Consider the following 17,509-nt stretch of genomic DNA (forward strand, 5'->3'; position numbering starts at 1 on the left):
CGCCCAGGCGTCCCGTACGCGTACGTACTCGCTGGTATACCTGTGGTTCGGCTGGACTCGGACTGCGCGCGGACTGAGCTCGGATTGGGCTCGGATCGGGCTCGGATCGGGCTCGCGGTGCGGGCGTGCCAAGAGTGTCGGTGTGAAGCCGTACCTTAGTGCCCGTGTCCGAACAGCCCCTGACCCTCGACTCCGTCCTCACCGACGAGGCGGTCCTGTCGACCTACCGCCGCATGTTCGCCGCGCTGGCCCGTGACAGCGGGGCAGTGGTCGACGATCCCGCCCTGGTCGACATCGCCGAGACGCTGTTCGCGGCGTTCGCGGAGGCCGGCGAGGAGTGGCTGACCCACGAGCAGATGCGCTTCGCCTGCCGGGCCCATCCCGCCGACCAGTTCGACAACCGGCTGCGCGTGCTCAAGGGGCTCGGCGCGATCCGCGAGGTGTTCCCCAAGCCCAACCAGCTCCGTTACCGCGCCTCGTTCACGAGTGTGGTGGGGCTGATGTTCATCCGGCGGATGATGGACGACGGCGGGCAGTCGGAGATGCACCGGCTGCTCGCGCTCGAAGACCTCAACGTCGCCGATCCGCGCACCACGATGGAGGAGGCCAGGCAGAGCGCGCTCAACCTGGCGCGGGCGTTCCGGCTGTGGGCGCTGGAGCTGATCACGCTCACCACGGGCACCATCGAGGAGCTGCGCGAGCAGGCGCCCAAGCTGTGGGGCACCGAGGAGATCGCGCGCAGGGCGCAGAGCCTGCACGGCACGATCCTGACCCGGTGGCCGGAGCTCGACCGGGTCTGCACCGACCTGCGGGCGGCCATCTACGCCTACAGCGACGCCTCCCGCCGCGCCGCCGGGCGCCTGGCCGACTCGGCGGGCACGACGCGCAACCTGACGCTGCTGCCGACGGAGACGTGGCGCACGTTCGCGCAGACGGCGTCCAGGGAGCGGCTGGCGGCGGTGCTCGACGGGTTCGTCTTCGACGCGCCCGCGCCTTGGCACGATCCGGCCGCCATCGCCCGCGCCGTCGACGAGGCCCCGCGTCCCGCCCCCGCGCAGCCCACTCCCCCGCGTTCCAACCTGCCCGACCCCGGGCCCGAGTCCTCGCTCGACTCCTCGCCGGGCGCGGCGCTCGAACGGCTGACCCAGATGGCCGAGTCACTGCTGGGCGAGGCCGACCGGGTCGCGCTGGCCGACGTGCTCGGCTCCGACTGGCCGTCCGCGCGGCGGGTGCTGGCCGACCTCACCACCGTCGACCTGAGACCCGAGCTGCCCTACCGGCTGGCCTGGGCCGACGGGCTGAGCGTCGATCCTGAGCGTGAGCCCGCGTGGCTCTCCCACGGTTACCTGGAGCGGGTCTCATGAGCGCCGATCGGCGGGCTCACGCCGTCGCCCACGCGCGGGTGCGGTCGGGCGGGCCGGCCCGGCTGGGGGCCGGGGTGGCGGCGGCTCCCGGCATGCTCCGGCTGACCAGGCCCGACTCCACCGGCGAGGCCGTACCCGTGTGGCCCGACGGGGTGACGCCGTCGCTCCTCGACGAGCACCAGGTGCCGCCCGTCTCCGTGGAGCGGTCCGGGGAGACCAGGCGGGTGCTGGCGGCGGTGCTCAAGTGCTGCTGGCGCGACCAGTCGGTGGATCCGTGGCCGGGCGAGCCCGCCCCCGTGGAGCTGGTGCTCGACACCTACCGCGAGCTGATCGGCCGCACCGACGACCTGATGCGCAACTGGGCGCGCGGCGCGCTGCGGCGGCTGCACGACTCCGCCTGGATCGTCGTCGACGACGGCGTGGTGCTGCTCGGGCCCAGGTGCGCACTGTGGCCGGTGGAGTCGCACGCGCAGCTGCAGGAGCTCGTACGCCGGCTGCCCGAGCCCGAGCGGCCCGAGCTGACCGTGGTCGGCGACGCCGACATCGTGGCCGCGGCCGTCCCGCACCCCGAAGCGCCCGCCGGGGCAGGGGGCCGGGCCGAGGGCGGGGCGGCCGAGTTCGACGACCTGCTCAGCGGCTACGACGAGCGGCGGCGGGCGGAGCTCGTGGCGGCGTTCATGGTGGTCGAGCACGCGGCGGAGCCGGTGCAGGAGGTGCGGTTCGCGGCCCTGCGCGATCCGGCGCTGCGCCACACGCTGGGCGAGATGCTGTCCAGGCGCGGCCGTACGCTGATCCAGCACCGTGAGCGCTGGACCTCCGGCTACGACGACGCCGTCGCCGCCGAGCTGGCCGGCTTCGAGGGAGAGAGCACGCGGCTGGGCGTGAGCGAGCGGGCGGTGCTGACGCTCGTGCTCGTGCACTCCGTGGCCATCCCGCGCGCCGAAGGGCTGCTGCCAGAGGACTCCTGGCTGTCGCCGCACCCGACCCCGGTCGACGAGCTGCGCCGCCACACCCAGCTGCCGATCGGCGAGCTGGAGGCGGCGTTGCGCTCGCTGCGGCACGCCGGGCTGATCGGGCAGGTCAAGGCGGGCGAGGAGGCGGGGGGCTACGTGCCGGGGCCGCAGTTCCACCGGCTCACGCCGGCGGCCAGGCGGCGGTTGCAGGAAGAGCTGATCCTGGCGGCGGGGCCGAACACGCCGCTGGCGGCGGCCGTACTGGCGCGTAGATCGGCGAAGTGACGGCTCTCGCAGCCTTGTAGTGGCTTTTGTTGGTTTTCAATGCGGATGGAAGGACAACGGGGGTTTCAGGTGTCGCAGGTGGAGAACGTCGTCGGAGACCGGGTGCTGATCGCCGTGCAGGCGGTCAACATCTCGCGGCTGTCGACCCATCCGGTGCCGACGGTCCCCGGCACGCTCATCGTGGTGGCGGGCGCGGGGCCGAAGGACTCCAACGGGGCGGGCAAGTCGTCGTTCATCGCCTCGATCACGGCGCTGCTGGGTGACGAGCAGTGGCGCTTCGCCTCCGGCGCCAAGGCGGTGTCGGAGCTGCTCTTCAACGCCGAGCTGGCCAGCGGCGCCGGGGCCCGGCAGTGGGCCAGCGCCGACCACGGATACATCGTGGGCGTCTTCGGGCCGCCCGGCATGGAGGGCTTCGGTGACGCGCCCCAGGAGGACGCCTCTCCCCCGAGCTCGGCTTCTTCCGCGGCCGGCAGCGGCTCGGATGCTTCCTCGGACGCGGGCGGCTCGGGCGACGGAGAGCTGTTCGAGGAGGCCGATTCGGGTGACGGAGAGCTGTTCGAGGTGCCCGACACCTCCGGCGGGGCCTTGACCGTCTGGCTGAAGGTCAACCAGGAGGCGCCGCACCTGGAGATCCGCTGGCGGGAGGGGGTGCACCTGGCGGCGTCGCCGTCCGAGGCCGAGCGGGTGGCGCGGGCCGACGAGATCTGGGCGTCACTGCCGAAGTCGGCCGGGCGGCGCGACGTCGTGGCCCGCGACCTGACCAAGGTGCTCTACGGCGACCGGGTCAGGTGCGTGTCGTTCCTGTCCACGTCCGTACGCAGCAAGGTCGCCACCAACCTGCTCTCCCAGCCGCTCAACGAGATCTCGCCCGAGCGCGTCTTCGAGGCCATCGCCGCCCTCACCGGCCTGGACGCCGAGCTGGAGCAGGAGCGTGAGGCCCGCCGCGACGAGCACGCCAAGCGGGTGCGGGCGGCGCAGGCGGCCGAGCGGCTGGCGGAGTTCGAGGCGGAGTCGAAGGCGCTGCTGTCCACGTTCGACCGCAGAGACCAGGCCAGGGTCCGGCTGGCAGACGCGCTGAGGTGCTGGCGCGGGCGGCAGGCACGCCGGCTGGCCGACGCGGCCGGCAAGGACGAGGCGCTGGCCGCCGACCTCGACCGGCACCGCGCGGCGGGTGAGGCGGCCGCCGAGTCGATCGCCATGGTCAAGGCCGAGATCGCCACCCTGCGCGAAGACACCCTCGACCGGCAGGTGTCGCAGGCCCGCAAGGAGCTGGCGGCGATGCAGGCGCGGGCGGCCAAGCTCGAAGCCGACCGCGCCGTGGCGGAGAACTCCGCCGACGAGCTGCGCGGGCTGATCCCGGCCCTGGAGGAGACGCGCCGCTTCGCCGACGGGCGTGATGTGCCGGCGGCCGAGCGGGAGCTGGGCGAGGTACGGCTGCGGCTCAACGAGGCGCTCAAGGCGCTCGGCGTGGCCGACCGTGAGGTGTCCTCGGCCCAGGCCGCGCTCGACGACGCCGAGGGCGGCCCGGCGGCGGCCCAGCTCAACGCGCTGGCGGCGGCCGGCATCGGCGCCACCGGCCTGCTCGACGCCCTCGACGTGGCCGAACAGGCCCGCGACGCCGCCCACACCCCGCAGGGAGCCGGCCTCACCGGTCGTGGCCTCGCCGGTAGCGGTGTGGGCGCCCTCGCAGATGGTGGCGCGGGCGCTGATGCCGGTGCCGGTACCGATGGCGATGCCGGCGGCGGTGCTGCTGGTGCCGATGGCGGGGCCGGTGAGGGGCAGGCGCTCGGGGAGGCGCTCAAGGCGCGTTACGGCAAATCGCAGGGGCAGGCCGGGACCGGAACTGGGACCACGACCATGACCGGGGCGCTGGGCGAGTTGCGTGGCTGGCCCAACGAGCACGCCGTGATCGTGGACGCCGCCCAGCTCGACGCCGCCGCTGCCGCCCTGGCCGCGCTGCCCGGGTCCGTGCTGGTCAGCGCGGCCGGGGTGAGCGTCGTCGGGGCGTTCGACGGGGTCGCGACCGGGCGCGAGGCCCGGATCAAGGCTGCCGAGCAGCGGCTCAACCGGGCCAGAGACGTACAGGAGAGCGCCGCCCAGGCCGTGCACGACGGGGAGGAGTCGGTCGCGCGGGCGCAGCGGCGGCTGGAGGGCGCCAGAGCCGGGGTGCGGCTGGCCGAGCTGGAGGCGAAGCTCGCCGAGCGGCGGGCCAGGCTGGGCGAGCTCAACGCGGCCATCGAGGAGCTGGCGCCGAAGGTGGCCGAGTTCGAACGGCAGGCGGGCTCGCTCGACTTCCGCGCCCGTACCAGGGACATGGAGATCGAGCGGCTGGAGGGCCGCAGGCAGCGGCACGAGGCCGAGCGGGCGCAGGCGCGCGGGCTGGAGGCGAAGGTCGGCGCGGAGCGGGAGGCGCTCAAGCTGGCGGCGCTGGCCGCCGACTGGGGAGGCACGATCGAGACCGCCCGCGAGTGGCTGGCGGCGCTGCCCGAGGAGGAGCGGCCGCGTGCCGCCGAGGAGTGGTGGCGGGTCGCCGAACGCCACCTCGACCAGGCGTTGCGCGACACGTTCCCCGAGGAGGAGGCGGAGATCCCTGAGGAGCTGCGGTTCCTGCTGAGCGAGCGGGAGGGCAGCACGGCACGCGAGCAGGCGACGTTCGCGGGCGTGTGCGGGGCGCTGGCGTCCTATCTGCGGGGGCAGGAGGAGTACGAACGCCACCAGCGCCGCCAGATCGAGGCGCAGGTCGGCTCCCGCCAGCGCGACCTGGCGGCGGCGGCCAGGGGCGCGGAGGAGGCGGCCCAGTCGACCGCCGTGCACCGGGCGGCACTGACGGCGGCGATCAAGGCGCGGCTCACGCGGGTGGCCGAGGAGTTCGACAAGCTCGACACCTCCTACGGCGGCTACGGGGCGACCTTGGAGTTCCCGGTCCCGCCGGCTCCGGCCGATCCCGAGCAGCGCTGGCAGTGGCGGGTGACGCCGAAGTGGCGGCGGGGCGAGGGGCAGGGGTTCGTCCCGTACAACCGGCGGGCCAACACGGCGCTCATGGACGAGAAGGCCGTCAAGTTGGTGTGCGCGGCGGCCATCGCCTCGTCCGGGGGCGGCCACCTGTGCCTCGTCCTCGACGAACTGGGCCGCAACCTGGGCAAGGAGCACCGGAGGGAGGCGGTGGCGCTGTTCAGGCGAATCGGCGAGACGTACGGGATCACGGTGATCGGGGCGCTGCAGGACGACATGGAGCCGTACGCGATCGATGCCTGCGGGCAGTACATCAAGTTGCGGCGCTCGTCGGACGCGATGCCGTACAACGAGCCCCCGGTGATCGTCGGCCACGACCACCACGCCGAACGCGTCCGGGCTCTCTCGTCATACGTGGACCGAAGCGCTCCCGCCCTGGCATAGCCACGCGTGTCGCCCCTGCCTCGGGTCACGAAGCGACCGAGGCAGGTCCCGTGCGCGGCGCTGCGGGAGCCCAGCGCTTCGGGACCGAGGCGCTTCAGGTGCCCGGCGCAGCACTGCAGGGGCGCGGTGCTGCGGGCGTTTACTTGGTTGGGGGGCCGGTGTAGGAGGCGCGGAGGCGGAGGAGGGAGCCGCGGGTGTATTCCTCCATTGCGTGGGCCAGCCAGCCTGCCGCCCTGGCTACCGCGAAGATCGCCTCGCCTGCGCCGCTCACCATGCCGGCTACCGCGGTGAGGACGGCGAGGGCGAAGTCGATGTTGCGGTCCGGGAGGCGGCGACGGCGCATCTCCGCCAGCAGGGCGTCACCGGCGGCGACGCGCCCATGATCGGGGGCAGCGGTTCTGACCAGGTCGAGCAGCAGAGCGCCGCGGGCGTCGCCGTTCTTGTAGACGCTGTGGCCGAAGCCGGGGATGCGTTCGCCGCGCCGTACCCGGTCGGTGACGGCGCGGGCGGCCAGGTGCGGTTCGGCGATCTCGGCCAGCAGGCGTTCGGCGCCGTACGACGCGCCCCCGTGCAGCGGGCCGCCCAGGACGCCGAGGCCGGTCAGCACCACGGCGTACGGGTCGGCCTTGGCGGAGGCGGCGACCCTGGCGGCGAGTGTGGAGGCGGCCAGTTCGTGGTCGGCTAGCAGGACCAGGGCGCCTTCGAGGGCGGTGAGCAGGGCGGGCGTGGCGGGTGACGGGCACAGGCGCGACCACAGGCGCTCGGCGATCGAGTCGCCGCTGGGCTCGCTGAGCTGGGGCAGCGCGTCCACCAGGCCGGCGATCATGCGGCGGCCGGTGGCGGCGACGGAGGCGGGGTCGAGCTGGTGGCGGAGGGAGTCGGACGCACCGAGGACCGTGGTGATCACCTGGAGCCGGTCGAGCGGCAGAAGGTCGGCGGGCAGCCCGCCCTGAGCGGCGACGGCCGCCTCCAGCGCCTCGGGCTCACACCGCCACGCCTCGGATGACGGCCCACCTGATGAGACGACCGGGATGCCCGGATCGTCGGTGGAAGTGCCCGAGCCACCGGTGGCGACGGCCGGGGCCGCCGGGGCCTTCGCGGTGGCTGAGATGTCCGGGACGGCGGTAGAAGCGTGCAGATCGTCCACGGGAGTCGCCCGGGTGGTGGGCCAGACGGTGCGGTCGCCGGTCCAGAGCCATTCCGCGACCGTCTCGAACGGGGCCGTTCCCGCCAGGCCGAGCACGTCGAGGCCACGGTAGTAGGGCCGGTCGACCCCGAGTGCCGTGATAGCCGACTCGATGACCAGCTCCGGCTGCTGGTTGCGCGGGCGGCCGCGGCGGGCCAGGCGTTCGACCTCCTCGGCGGAGAAGAGGCTGCGCCGCCCGTCCTCGCCGTGCCGCCGCTGCAGCACACCCCTGCTCACGTACGCGTACAGCGTCGCGGTTTTGACGCCCAGCCGTTCCGACGCCGTGGCCGCGTCGATCCACTCCGCCACCCGACAGCCTCCATAGTTGACGAAAGTCAATATTGATCCATCTTGAACCGGCATGTCAACGTGGGGGCATGCCTAACGTTCACTTCCTCGATGTGACCAACCGGGACGGCGTGCAGACCGCGCGCACCGGGCTGTCGAAGTTCGGCAAGACCATGGTCAACTTCTATCTGGCCAAGCTCGGGGTCGCGCAGTCCGAGATCGGGTTCCCGTTCCTCTTCCACGAGGCGCCTTACGTCAGGGCGCAGGTGGCGCTGGCCGAGGCGGGTGTGTTCGGGGAGCTGCGGTTGTCGGGGTGGTGCCGTGGCGTGCCGCAGGATGTGGAGCAGGCGGCGCCGCTCGGGCTGAAGCACTACAACCTGTCCATCTCGACGTCCGACTACATGATCCAGAACAAGTTCCGCGGCCGGCTGGGCCGGGAGGAGATCATCAGAGAGATGACCGCCGCCGTCCGCGTGGCCAAGGACGCGGGGGCGCTGACGGTCGGGGTGAACGCCGAGGACGGTTCGCGGACCGACGACGGGTTCCTGCTGGAGTTCGCGCTGGCGGCGAAGGAGGCAGGCGCCGACCGCGTACGCTACTGCGACACCATCGGCGGCGACTCACCCGGACGGATCCGTGAGCGCTTCGCCAGGCTGGCCTCGGGCGCGGCGATGCCGGTCGAGACGCACTGCCACAACGACCTGGGCATGGCGGTGGCCAACTCGGTGTCGGGCGCGCTCGGCGACCTCGACGCCGGGCAGGACGCGTGGATCAACACCTGCGTCAACGGCGTCGGCGAGCGCTCGGGCAACGCCGATCTGCTGTCCACCGTGCTGGCGTTCCGGCACGCGTTCGGCCTCGACGCGAAGATCGGCGACCCGCTGGATCTGTCGTGGGCGCGCCGGTTCGCGTTGTGGGCGAGCTACGCGCTGGGGCAGCCGCTGCCGTACAACCAGGTGGGGGTGGGGCGCAACGCGTTCGCGCACGAGTCGGGCATCCACGCCGACGGCGCGCTGAAGGATCACGGCAACTACGAGCTGTACGACGAGGCGTCGCTGGGCCCGTTCCCCGAAGACCGGCACGCGCGAGCGGGCCGGGTGGTGCTGACCGGCGAGTACGGCGGCAAGGCAGGCTTCCGGCACGTCATGGACGGGCTCGGCGCCGAGGTGGCCGATGAGGACCTGTCGTTCCGCCTGGTTCAGCTCTGTAATGCGATGACGGGGAGGCCGCTCACCGATGACGAGCTACGCCTGATCGCGGCCCACCCGCGCGAGTTGTCCCTGTTGTTCCCCGGTTACTGAGGCCCGGCGGCCGGCGCGAAGTGCCGCTGCCGTCACTCGGCCCTTGAGCCCTGTCAACGCGAAGTGCCGTGGCCGTTGAGCCCGGTCAGCGCGGGCTCGACGGCTGCCGGTCAGCGCAGGGTGCTGTCACCGGTTTCGGGCAGGGCGAGCAGGCAGAGCAGGCTCAGCACGGCCATCGCGGCGACGTACCCGCCGACCGCCATCGCCCCCAGCCCGCCCGCCTGCATGCCGGTGGCGACCAGCGGCGGCACCGCGCCGCCGAGCACGCCGCCAAGGCTGTAGGCGGTGGAGGCGCCGCTGTAGCGGTATTCGGTCCTGAACAATTCGGGCAGGTACGCGCCCATCGGCCCGAAGACCAGCCCCATGATCGCGAGCGCCCCGGCCAGCGCCAGCCCGACCAGGAACACCGAGCGCGTCTCCATCAGCGGGAACATCACCAGTCCCCACACCACGGCCGCGACCGTGCCCGTGATCAGCGTGCGGCGGCGGCCCACCCGGTCGGACACCACGGCCGAGACGACCGTGCCGGCCGCCATGAACACCACCCCGATCATGGTCAGCGCGAGCATCGTGGTTCTGGGGATCTGCAGCGTGCCGGTGCCGTAAGCGAGGCAGTAGGTGGTGGCGGTGTAGAAGAGCGTGTACGCGATCGTCATGGCGCCGGCGCCGAGCAGCACGCGCCGCCACTGGTGCCGCATGAGGCCGGCGAAGGGCACCTTGGCGATCCGGCGCTCGTCCATGGCCTGCTGGAAGACGGGCGTCTCGGAGATCTTCAGCCGTACGTACAGGCCGACGATCACCAGCAGCAGGCTCGCCACGAACGGCAGCCGCCAGCCCCAGCTGTCGAACTGCCCCTCGCTCAGCGTCTCCCCGAGGATGAGGAACAGCCCGTTCGCCACGATGAACCCGGCCGACGGGCCGAGCTGCGGGAACATCGCGTAGAGCCCGCGCTTGCCCGGCGGCGCGTGCTCGGTGGCCAGCAGCGCCGCGCCGCCCCACTCGCCGCCGAGGCCGATGCCCTGCGTGAAGCGCAGCAGCACCAGCAGCACGGGCGCGAGCACGCCGATCGAGGCGTAGCCGGGCAGCAGCCCGATCACCACCGTCGAGAATCCCATCACCAGCAGCGACACGACCAGCATGGACTTGCGGCCGATCCGGTCGCCCCAGTGGCCGAACACGGCCGAGCCGAGCGGCCGCGAGATGAACGCCACCGCGAACGTCGAGAACGCCGCGAGGTTGCCCGCCACCTGGTCCATCTCGGGGAAGAAGGCGGTGTTGAGCACCAGGGCCGCGGCGGTGCCGTAAATGTAGAAATCATAGAATTCGATCGCGGTGCCGATCAGGCTGGCGGTCGCGATCCTCGACCGGCTCGGCGCCGACGTCTGGGGGGATGTCGTCATCGTGTCTCACCATGCGGACTAGCGTCTTGTTCAGTGACACGCGAACGCTATCACCTGCGCAATGTTACGTTTCAAGCACTGCTGACTCGGGGAAAGGAACACAGTTTGGCTGTCGAGCTGGTCATCTTCGACTGCGACGGGACACTGGTGGACAGCGAGCCGATCTCCGTACGCGTGGGCACCGCCGCACTGCGGCGCCTGGGCTGGACGATCGACGAGAACGAGTACGCCGAACGCTTCGTCGGCTGCACCAACGAGTACTGGCTTGAGCAGATCGGCCGGACCCCTCCCGGCTGGCGCGAGCAGCTCAACGCCGACTACGTGGCCGCCGTCAAGGCCGAGCTGCGCACGATCGAGGGCATCGAGGAGGCGCTCGACCGGCTCACCATCCCCTGCTGCGTGGCCTCCAACGGCCGCCACGCCACCATTCGCCGCAGCCTCGAACTGACCGGCCTGGCCGCCCGGTTCGCCGGGAACGTGTTCAGCGTCGAGGACGTGACCAGGGGCAAACCGGCGCCCGACCTGTTCCTGCACGCCGCGGCCGTGATGGGGGCCGAGCCCGAGCGGTGCGTGGTGGTGGAGGACAGCCCGTTCGGGGTGGCGGCGGCGATGAGCGCGGGCATGCGCTGCCTGGCCTTCGCCGGCGGCATCACGCCGGTGTCCCGGCTGGAGGGGCTGGGGGCGACCCTCTTCCACGAACCCGCCAAGCTCCCTGACCTGATCGCCGCCCTCGATTGACGCCACGCTCGCACTCAGGGCCCTCGCCCTGTCCGTCCCCGGCCGCCGGTGATCGCGGCCGGGGACACGCCGCTCCGGCGAAGCCGCGACCGTAGGTAAGGGGACGGCCTGTCAGTACGGCCGTGCGGGACGGCCTGTCACATGTCCTTACGGGTGTGGCCGTTCTCGTCGAGGTAGTCGCGCCACGACCGCTTCGGGGTCCAGCCCAGCAGCCTGTGGGCCTTGGCGCAGGAGATGCCCGACGCGTCCGGACGGGCCAGCGCCCGCAGCTCGATCCGGTCACCGTGATACCGCAGCAGCGAGGCCGCGAAGTCGTGCCCGCCCGCGTTGTCCGGCGAGGCGATGTAGAACACCTCGTGCCCGGGCAATTCGGACTCGGCGGCCAGCACGATCGCGTCCGCGAGGTCGTACACGTCGATGTAGCTCCACAGGCCCGCCCCCACCACGGAGGCGTCGCGCACCTGCGGCCCGAGGTTGCGCTCGTAGTTGCCCTCGTGCTGCACCCAGCTCGGCCGCAGCGAGATGCACCTGATGTCCGACCGGCGCACCGCCGCGTCCATGAGCTGCTCGCCGAAGTGCTTGGCCAGCGCGTACGGGTCCTGCGGCCGGATCGGGTGCTCCTCGTCCACCGGCGCGTAGTCGGGCAGGAACGGCCGCTCGGGGAAGAAGAACCCGGGCACGGTCTCGCTGGAGATGTTCACGAACCGCGGCACGCCGAACCGCACCGCCGCCTCGATCATGTTGAACGTGGACATCAGGTTGTTCTGGAACACCACCTGCGCCGGGTTGGAGGTGGGATCCGGGATCGCCGCCGCGTGCACGACCGCCTCGGCCCCGTGCGTCACGGCGAACGCCTGCCCGGCGTCGGTCAGGTCGGCCTGCACGTAGCGGGGGGTGCCCGGGTCGTGGCGTTCCCAGACCGGGCGGGTGAGGTCGGTGGCGGTCACCTCGTGACCCGCCTCGGCCAGGGCCTTGACGGCCGCTCTGCCCACCTTGCCGTGGGCTCCCGTGACGACGACGCGCATGATGACCGCTCCCTTGCTCTCTCGGCCGGTCCAGCGTAGTGCGCGCCCGGCACGAAGGTCATCTCCCCCGAACGGCCTCGTGGCGCGCTCCGCTGGAGCCCCTACGCGACCAGCGCAGGCACCGCCCCGAGAGCAGAGCCCTCAGCGCCATCTCACCCGGCCGCGTCCGAGGTGCGAAGGTCAGCTCAGGCCCACCGCCCGCAGCGTGGAGCCCGTGCGGGCCTTGGTGACCTTGAGTTGGGCGGGGATCCGGGAGCGTAGCTCGGCCACGTGGCTGACGATGCCCACCGCCCGCCCGCCGTCACGCAGCCCGTCGAGGATGTCGAGGACGCTGTCGAGCGTGTCCTCGTCGAGCGTGCCGAACCCCTCGTCCACGAACAGGGTGCCCAGCTCCGCACCGCCCGCCTCGGCCGTGACGACGTCGGCCAGCCCCAGCGCCAGGGCCAGGGAGGTGATGAAGCTCTCGCCGCCGGACAAAGTGGCAGGATCGCGGTCGACGCCGGTCCAGCCGTCGGCCACGCGCAGCCCCAGCCCGCCGCCGGCGCGGGTGCGGGAGCCGGCCGTCTTCCGCAGGTCGTGCCGCAGCAGGTAGCGGCCGCCCGACATGTGGTCGAGCCGCTCGTTCGCGGCGTCCACGACCTGGCGCAGCCGTTCGCCGAGCACGTAGGAGGACAGGCTCATGCTCCACTGATTGTCGCCGGAGATGCCGCTGGCCAGGGCCGCCATCCGCTCGGCCAGCCGGTGCCGCTCGGCCGCCGGCCGCCAGTGCTCGATGCGTTCGGACAGCTCGGCGTGCAGTTCCTCCAGCCGTCGCGCCCTGGCCCGCGCCCGGTCGAGTGCGCTCGACAGCCTGGTGTACGCCGCCTCCAGCTCGTCGCGCTCGGCCTCGATCGCGGCCAGGTCCGGCGCGGGCTCGGCCGCCGCCGCCACCAGCTCGGGATCGGCCAGCACGCCACTCACGGCGGCATGCTCGTCGTCCAGCCGCCGCAGCAGCTCCGCCTTGCCCTCCCGCTCCGCCGGGCTCCGGTACGCGGCCTCCGCCTCCCCCACGTCCCCGAACCCCGCTTCGCGTGCCGCCTCCTCGGCCGCCCGCCGGGCCGCGTCACGCTCGGCGCGGGCCGCCACCGCCGCCTGCGTGGCCTCCAGCGCCTCGCGCAGCAGCTCGGCCTCGTCGTTGAGCCGGGACAGGCGGGCGGAGAGGGTGGCGTCGCCGCCGCGCGCCGCGTCCAGCCGCGCGCTCAACCGACCGGCGTCGCCGCTCAGCTCCTCGTGCCTGGTACGGCATGCGGCCAGCCGCGCGGCCACCCGGCGCCCGCGTTCCTCCTGCTCCAACCGCTCACGGTTGAGCTTCTCCGCCTCCTGCGCCAGCGCGGCCTCCTGAGCCGCCGACATCTCCAGCCTGCGCAACTCCCGCTCGGCGGCAGCAAGCACCGCGACCCCGTCGGCCGCGTTGTCACCTGACGCGACTGACGCACCGGCCTCGAACGGCGTGGCCCCGGCGTCGCCTTGGCCGCCCGCCGCAGCGGCTGCGGCCCTCGCGACCATGGTGCCGTCTGACACGTCCGTCGCAGCGACGGCGGGTCTTTCCGTCGCAGTGTCGTTCACGCCACCGGCCGAGATCCGCTCGGATCCGGTGTCGCCGCCGGATGCGGTCTCCTGGGGCCGGATGTGTGACGAACCAGCGTTGGGCCAGGCGTTCGGCGGACCAGCGTCCGACCGCGTGTGCAGCGGCCCAGCGTCCGCGCGGGTGTTCGGGGAAGCAGCGTTCGCGCCCGCCCCAGGTCCGATGTTCGCCGTGGTCTGGGCGAGTTGGGTCTGGACGCGGATCCGTTCGGCGGTCAGTTGTTTGCGGTGGGCGCGGTGGGCGGCGAGGGCTTCGGCGATCTCTCTGGCCTGGTCGCGGACGCGTTCGCGTTCGGTCTCGATGCGTTCGAGCGTGGCGGCCAGGGCGGGTTCGCGGTCGGCCACCGATCGCAGGCGGTCGAGCTCCTGCGTGGCCTGTTCCACCTGTTCGGCGGCCGTGTCGACGTCGAGGCCGGCGGTGGCCTCGACGGCGTCGGCGTGGCGGGACCCGATGGCGGCGAGGGTGCGCTCGGCCTCCTCCCGGTCGGCGAGAGCCGCCTCGTGGGCGGACTCGGCCTCGTGCTCGTCGTCGGCCGAAGGTGCGCTCTCGGCGGGCGAGGCCGGGTGGGGGTGGTGCTCAGAGCCGCAGACCGCGCACGGCCGTCCGTCGGCCAGGTCGCGCGCCAGCTCGGCCGCCATGCCGTCGATGCGGGCCTGCCGCAGGTCGAGCCACCGTTCGCGCAGGGCTTGAGCCTGGTCGACGAGCACCTGATGCCTGGCGGCGGCGGCCTCCAGCTCGCCCGCCAGGGCTTCGCGGCGGTGGATGGCCTCCAGTGCCGCCCTGGCCGCGTCGAGCGCCGCGTTCGCCGCCGGTACGGCCGCCGCCTGCGCCCGTACGTCCGCCAGGGCCGCGTTCGCGTCGGCGAGCCGTTCGGGCAGCTCGGCCTCCGCGGCGGCCACCTCGGCCTCGCGCTGCGCCAGCGTGTCGAGCTCCGCCGCCAGTCTGGACAGCTCGCGGTCGATCTCGATCAGATGGGCGGCGGCATCGCGTACGGCACGCGCGGCGGGCACTCTGGCGGCGTCGACCCGGGCCTCGGCGAGTCTGGCCTCCGCCCGTTCGATGAGCTCGGGGAGCCTGGCCAGCCGGGCTGCCACGTCCTCGTCGGCCCTGATCAGACCGGCCAGCTCTTCTTCCACGCGCAGCAGGTCGCGGCGGACCACCGACAGCCTGGCCTCTTCGGTGAGGAGCTCCTGGAGGCGGGCGATCTCGTCCTGCCGCCGCCGTTCCAGCGCCGCCAGCTCGGCCACGGACGGCGAACCCGCCGCCGCCTCAGCAACGTCCGAAGCGTCCGAGAGCGCCGAGGATTGGCCCTGCTGCGCGAGAGACTGGCCCCGGTGTGTGCCGGTATGCCCCTGGTAGGAGGGGATCTGATCTGCGGCGGTATGGCCCTGGTAGGTGGGGGTCTGGCTCTGGTGCGCGATGGCTCCGGCGGCGGCGAGCAGGGGGCGGGCTCGGGCGAGGGCGTCGGCGGCCATCGTGCGGGCCTTGGTGACGGCCTCGGCGCGCTGCCCGGCGACGGTGATGAGCGGGCGCACCCGATCCGCCCTGGCCGCGTCGTCGAGGATGGCCTGCAGATCGGCGCGCTCGTCGGCGCGCTCGTCGAGGGTACGGCGCAGTGTGAGGGCTTCGGCGTGGCGGCGCTGCCGGTCGGCGAGTGCCGCGGCCTGGTCGAACCGCGTCCGCGCCGCTCGCACCGCGTGCCCGGCGGTGGCGAGCTCGCCATCGGCCCGCCTTACGACGGCCCGCGCGGCATCGAGCAGTGCCCCGGCCCAGCGCAGCGGATCGTCTTCCGGCGCCGGCACCTCTTCCCCGACCGGCTCCCCCTCGGCCTCTCCGGTCGGCTCCCCCTCGGTCGCGTCTCGTTCGGTTTTGTCCCCCTTGGGCGTGTCTGGCTCGGCTCTGTCTCTCCCGGTCGTGTCCTTGGCGGCGGCATCGGACAGCGATGGGGAGGTGGGCCAGTCGAAGAGCGGGGTCTCGGACGCCACTTCACCGGGCGCGGGATCGGCCGACGCCGGGCCGGCGGACGTCGTCGCGCCCTCGGCCGCCACCGTGTCCACGGGCGCCGGCGCGGCAAGGGTGCGTGCGGCGAGCAGGGCGGGCAAATCGGCGCCGGCCACTTCCTCCACCCGCTTGACCGCGAAATCCACCTGCTGCCGCAGTTCCTGCGCCTCCCGCCAGGCCAGCTTGCGGTGGTCGGCCAGCCACGACTCGGCCGCCGTGAAGACCTTGACCGTGAACAGCCGTTCGAGCAGCTTCGACCGCTCGTCCCCGTCCGCCCGCAGGAACTTGGCGAAGTCGCCCTGCGGCAGCATCGCCACCTGGCAGAACTGCCCGGCGTTCATGCCCAGCAGCCCGCTCACCAGGTCGCCGGCCTCGTCGAGACGCGTGGTCAGGCCGTGCCAGTCGGCGCCCTGCCACTCCGACAGGACGACCTTGGACTTCTCCTCGGTGAACCCCGTGCCCCGCAGCTTGGGCCGCTGCCAGGCCGGGGAGCGCTGGATGCGCAGTAACCGGCCGCGGAGCGTCACCTCCAGCGTGACCGACGGCCCCACGGTGGGCGGGGCATGGTCGCAGCGCAGGCTGCGGGCGCTGTTGCGCTGCCCGGGGACCTGGCCGTAGAGGGCGAAGCACAGCGCGTCGAGGATCGTGGTCTTGCCCGCGCCGGTGGGGCCGTGGACGAGGAAGAGGCCCGCCTCGGCCAGGGCGTCGAAGTCGACCGTCTCCGTGCCGGGGAACGACCCGAACGCCGTCAGCGTGAGCCTGTGCGGCCGCATCTACGCCATCGTCTCCTTCACCCTCGACGCCTCGATGGCCTGTCTTAGCAGCTCTTCCTCCTCGGGTGCGGCAGGCTCGCCGCGCACCTCCCTGACGAAGTCGAGAGCGACCTCCGCCTCCGGCCGCCCGTTGAGGCGCACGGGCTGGGCGGCGGGCGCGCCGCCGGCCGGGTCGAAGGACAGGGCGAGGGTGTGGGGGAAGCGGGCGCGCAGCCGGTCCATCGCCGATTTCGGGCGTACGGGGTCGGTCAGGACGATCTGCAGCCAGTGATCCTCGTAGGCGGCGTAACGCGGAGCGCTCAGCAGGTCGTCGAGCTCGCCGCGCAGCCGCCCGACCGGCCGGGGCACGGGGGCGGGCACGAACGCGGTCTCCTCCCCCAGCGTGACCAGCCACGACCCCTTGACGTGGCCCACCTCGGAGAAGGAGTAGGCCAGCGGCGAGCCGGAGTAGCGGACGGTCTCCGACATGCGCTGGCGGCCGTGCAGATGGCCGAGCGCCACGTAGTCGACGCCGTCGAACGCGCTCAGCGGCACGTGGGCCACGCCGCCCACGCTGATGTCGCGTTCGCTGTCGCTGGCCTGTCCGCCGGTCACGAAGCAGTGGGACAGCACCACCGAGGCGCGGTGGCGTGGGGCGTCGGCCCTGATGCGCGTCATCGCGTGCGCGATGGCGGCGGTGTGGCTGCGGTCGGGCAGCTCCCAGTCGGCCCTGACCAGCTCGGGCTCCAGGTAGGGGATGCCGTAGAAGGCGACGTCGTCGACCAGCACCGGCTCCCACGACTGGCCTGGCCAGGTGCGCACGTGGACACCCGCGGACTCGAACAGCGCCGAGCCGAACCGCAGCCGCAGCGCCGAGTCGTGGTTGCCGCTGATCAGCACCACCCGCGCGCCGGCCGCGCGCAGCCGGCCGAGCGCCTCGTCGAGCAGGGCCACGGCGTCGACCGGGGGCAGCGCCCTGTCGTAGACGTCGCCGGCGATCGCCACCACGTCGACCCGCTCGGCCCGCACCGTCTCCACCAGGTGGTCGACGAACGCGGCCTGCCCGGAGAGCAGGCTCTCGCGGTGGAAGGAGCGCCCGAGGTGCCAGTCGGAGGTGTGCAGGATCCGCATGTCGCAGGAAGCTAACAGTTCTCACCGACAAATGCGGTCTCTCCTGTCCCACACGCCAGGAGTAG

General features: G+C 73.0%; 10 protein-coding genes. 5 read left to right on the forward strand and 5 right to left on the reverse strand.

The window, feature by feature from the left end; translation table 11 throughout:
- Positions 1 to 164 precede the first annotated feature (164 nt).
- The 3 genes from AB0C28_RS10520 (at position 165) to AB0C28_RS10530 (ending at position 5,998) form a co-directional block, all read left to right on the forward strand.
- Positions 165 to 1,364 carry a hypothetical protein gene (locus AB0C28_RS10520; RefSeq protein WP_357844836.1) on the forward strand — a complete coding sequence of 400 codons (1,200 nt, stop codon included), beginning with the start codon at positions 165 to 167 and terminating at the stop codon, positions 1,362 to 1,364.
- Positions 1,361 to 2,602, forward strand: a complete 1,242-nt coding sequence (locus AB0C28_RS10525; RefSeq protein ID WP_357844833.1) for a hypothetical protein — start codon at positions 1,361 to 1,363, stop codon at positions 2,600 to 2,602. Before AB0C28_RS10520 ends, AB0C28_RS10525 begins: the two co-directional genes overlap by 4 nt.
- Positions 2,603 to 2,680: 78 nt before the next feature.
- Entirely contained in the window at positions 2,681 to 5,998 is a 3,318-nt protein-coding gene (locus tag AB0C28_RS10530) for a chromosome partitioning protein ParA (protein ID WP_358073675.1), read from the forward strand.
- Between the two features lie 139 nt (positions 5,999 to 6,137).
- Here the strand turns inward: AB0C28_RS10530 and AB0C28_RS10535 are convergent, their stop codons facing one another.
- Positions 6,138 to 7,493 (reverse strand): citrate synthase, encoded by a 1,356-nt coding sequence (locus AB0C28_RS10535; RefSeq protein WP_357844828.1) that lies wholly within the window; start codon positions 7,491 to 7,493, stop codon positions 6,138 to 6,140.
- A gap of 68 nt (positions 7,494 to 7,561) precedes the next feature.
- Between AB0C28_RS10535 and AB0C28_RS10540 the strand changes: the two genes are divergently transcribed.
- Positions 7,562 to 8,773, forward strand: a complete 1,212-nt coding sequence (locus tag AB0C28_RS10540) for a hypothetical protein (protein WP_357844825.1) — start codon at positions 7,562 to 7,564, stop codon at positions 8,771 to 8,773.
- A 110-nt stretch (positions 8,774 to 8,883) separates the two neighbouring features.
- On the opposite strand, the gene AB0C28_RS10545 is transcribed toward AB0C28_RS10540, so the two are convergent.
- Positions 8,884 to 10,173: an MFS transporter gene (locus tag AB0C28_RS10545; protein WP_358073676.1), complete on the reverse strand. Its 1,290-nt coding sequence runs from the start codon at positions 10,171 to 10,173 to the stop codon at positions 8,884 to 8,886.
- Between the two features lie 105 nt (positions 10,174 to 10,278).
- On the opposite strand from AB0C28_RS10545, the gene AB0C28_RS10550 reads away from it, so the two are divergent.
- Positions 10,279 to 10,911 carry an HAD family hydrolase gene (locus tag AB0C28_RS10550; protein WP_357844819.1) on the forward strand — a complete coding sequence of 211 codons (633 nt, stop codon included), beginning with the start codon at positions 10,279 to 10,281 and terminating at the stop codon, positions 10,909 to 10,911.
- Between the two features lie 137 nt (positions 10,912 to 11,048).
- Here the strand turns inward: AB0C28_RS10550 and AB0C28_RS10555 are convergent, their stop codons facing one another.
- The 3 genes from AB0C28_RS10555 to AB0C28_RS10565 all read right to left on the reverse strand — a co-directional run bounded on the left by AB0C28_RS10555 (position 11,049) and on the right by AB0C28_RS10565 (position 17,444).
- Entirely contained in the window at positions 11,049 to 11,936 is an 888-nt protein-coding gene (locus AB0C28_RS10555; protein ID WP_357844816.1) for an NAD(P)-dependent oxidoreductase, read from the reverse strand.
- Positions 11,937 to 12,116: 180 nt separating this feature from the next.
- Positions 12,117 to 16,334, reverse strand: a complete 4,218-nt coding sequence (locus AB0C28_RS10560; RefSeq protein ID WP_358073677.1) for an AAA family ATPase — start codon at positions 16,332 to 16,334, stop codon at positions 12,117 to 12,119.
- Positions 16,335 to 17,444, reverse strand: coding sequence for an exonuclease SbcCD subunit D (locus AB0C28_RS10565; protein ID WP_358073678.1), 1,110 nt, complete (start codon positions 17,442 to 17,444; stop codon positions 16,335 to 16,337).
- Between the last annotated feature and the right edge of the window lie 65 nt (positions 17,445 to 17,509).

This window comes from Nonomuraea sp. NPDC048892 (genome assembly GCF_040649735.1).
GTDB classification, from domain to species: Bacteria; Actinomycetota; Actinomycetes; order Streptosporangiales; family Streptosporangiaceae; genus Nonomuraea; species Nonomuraea maheshkhaliensis.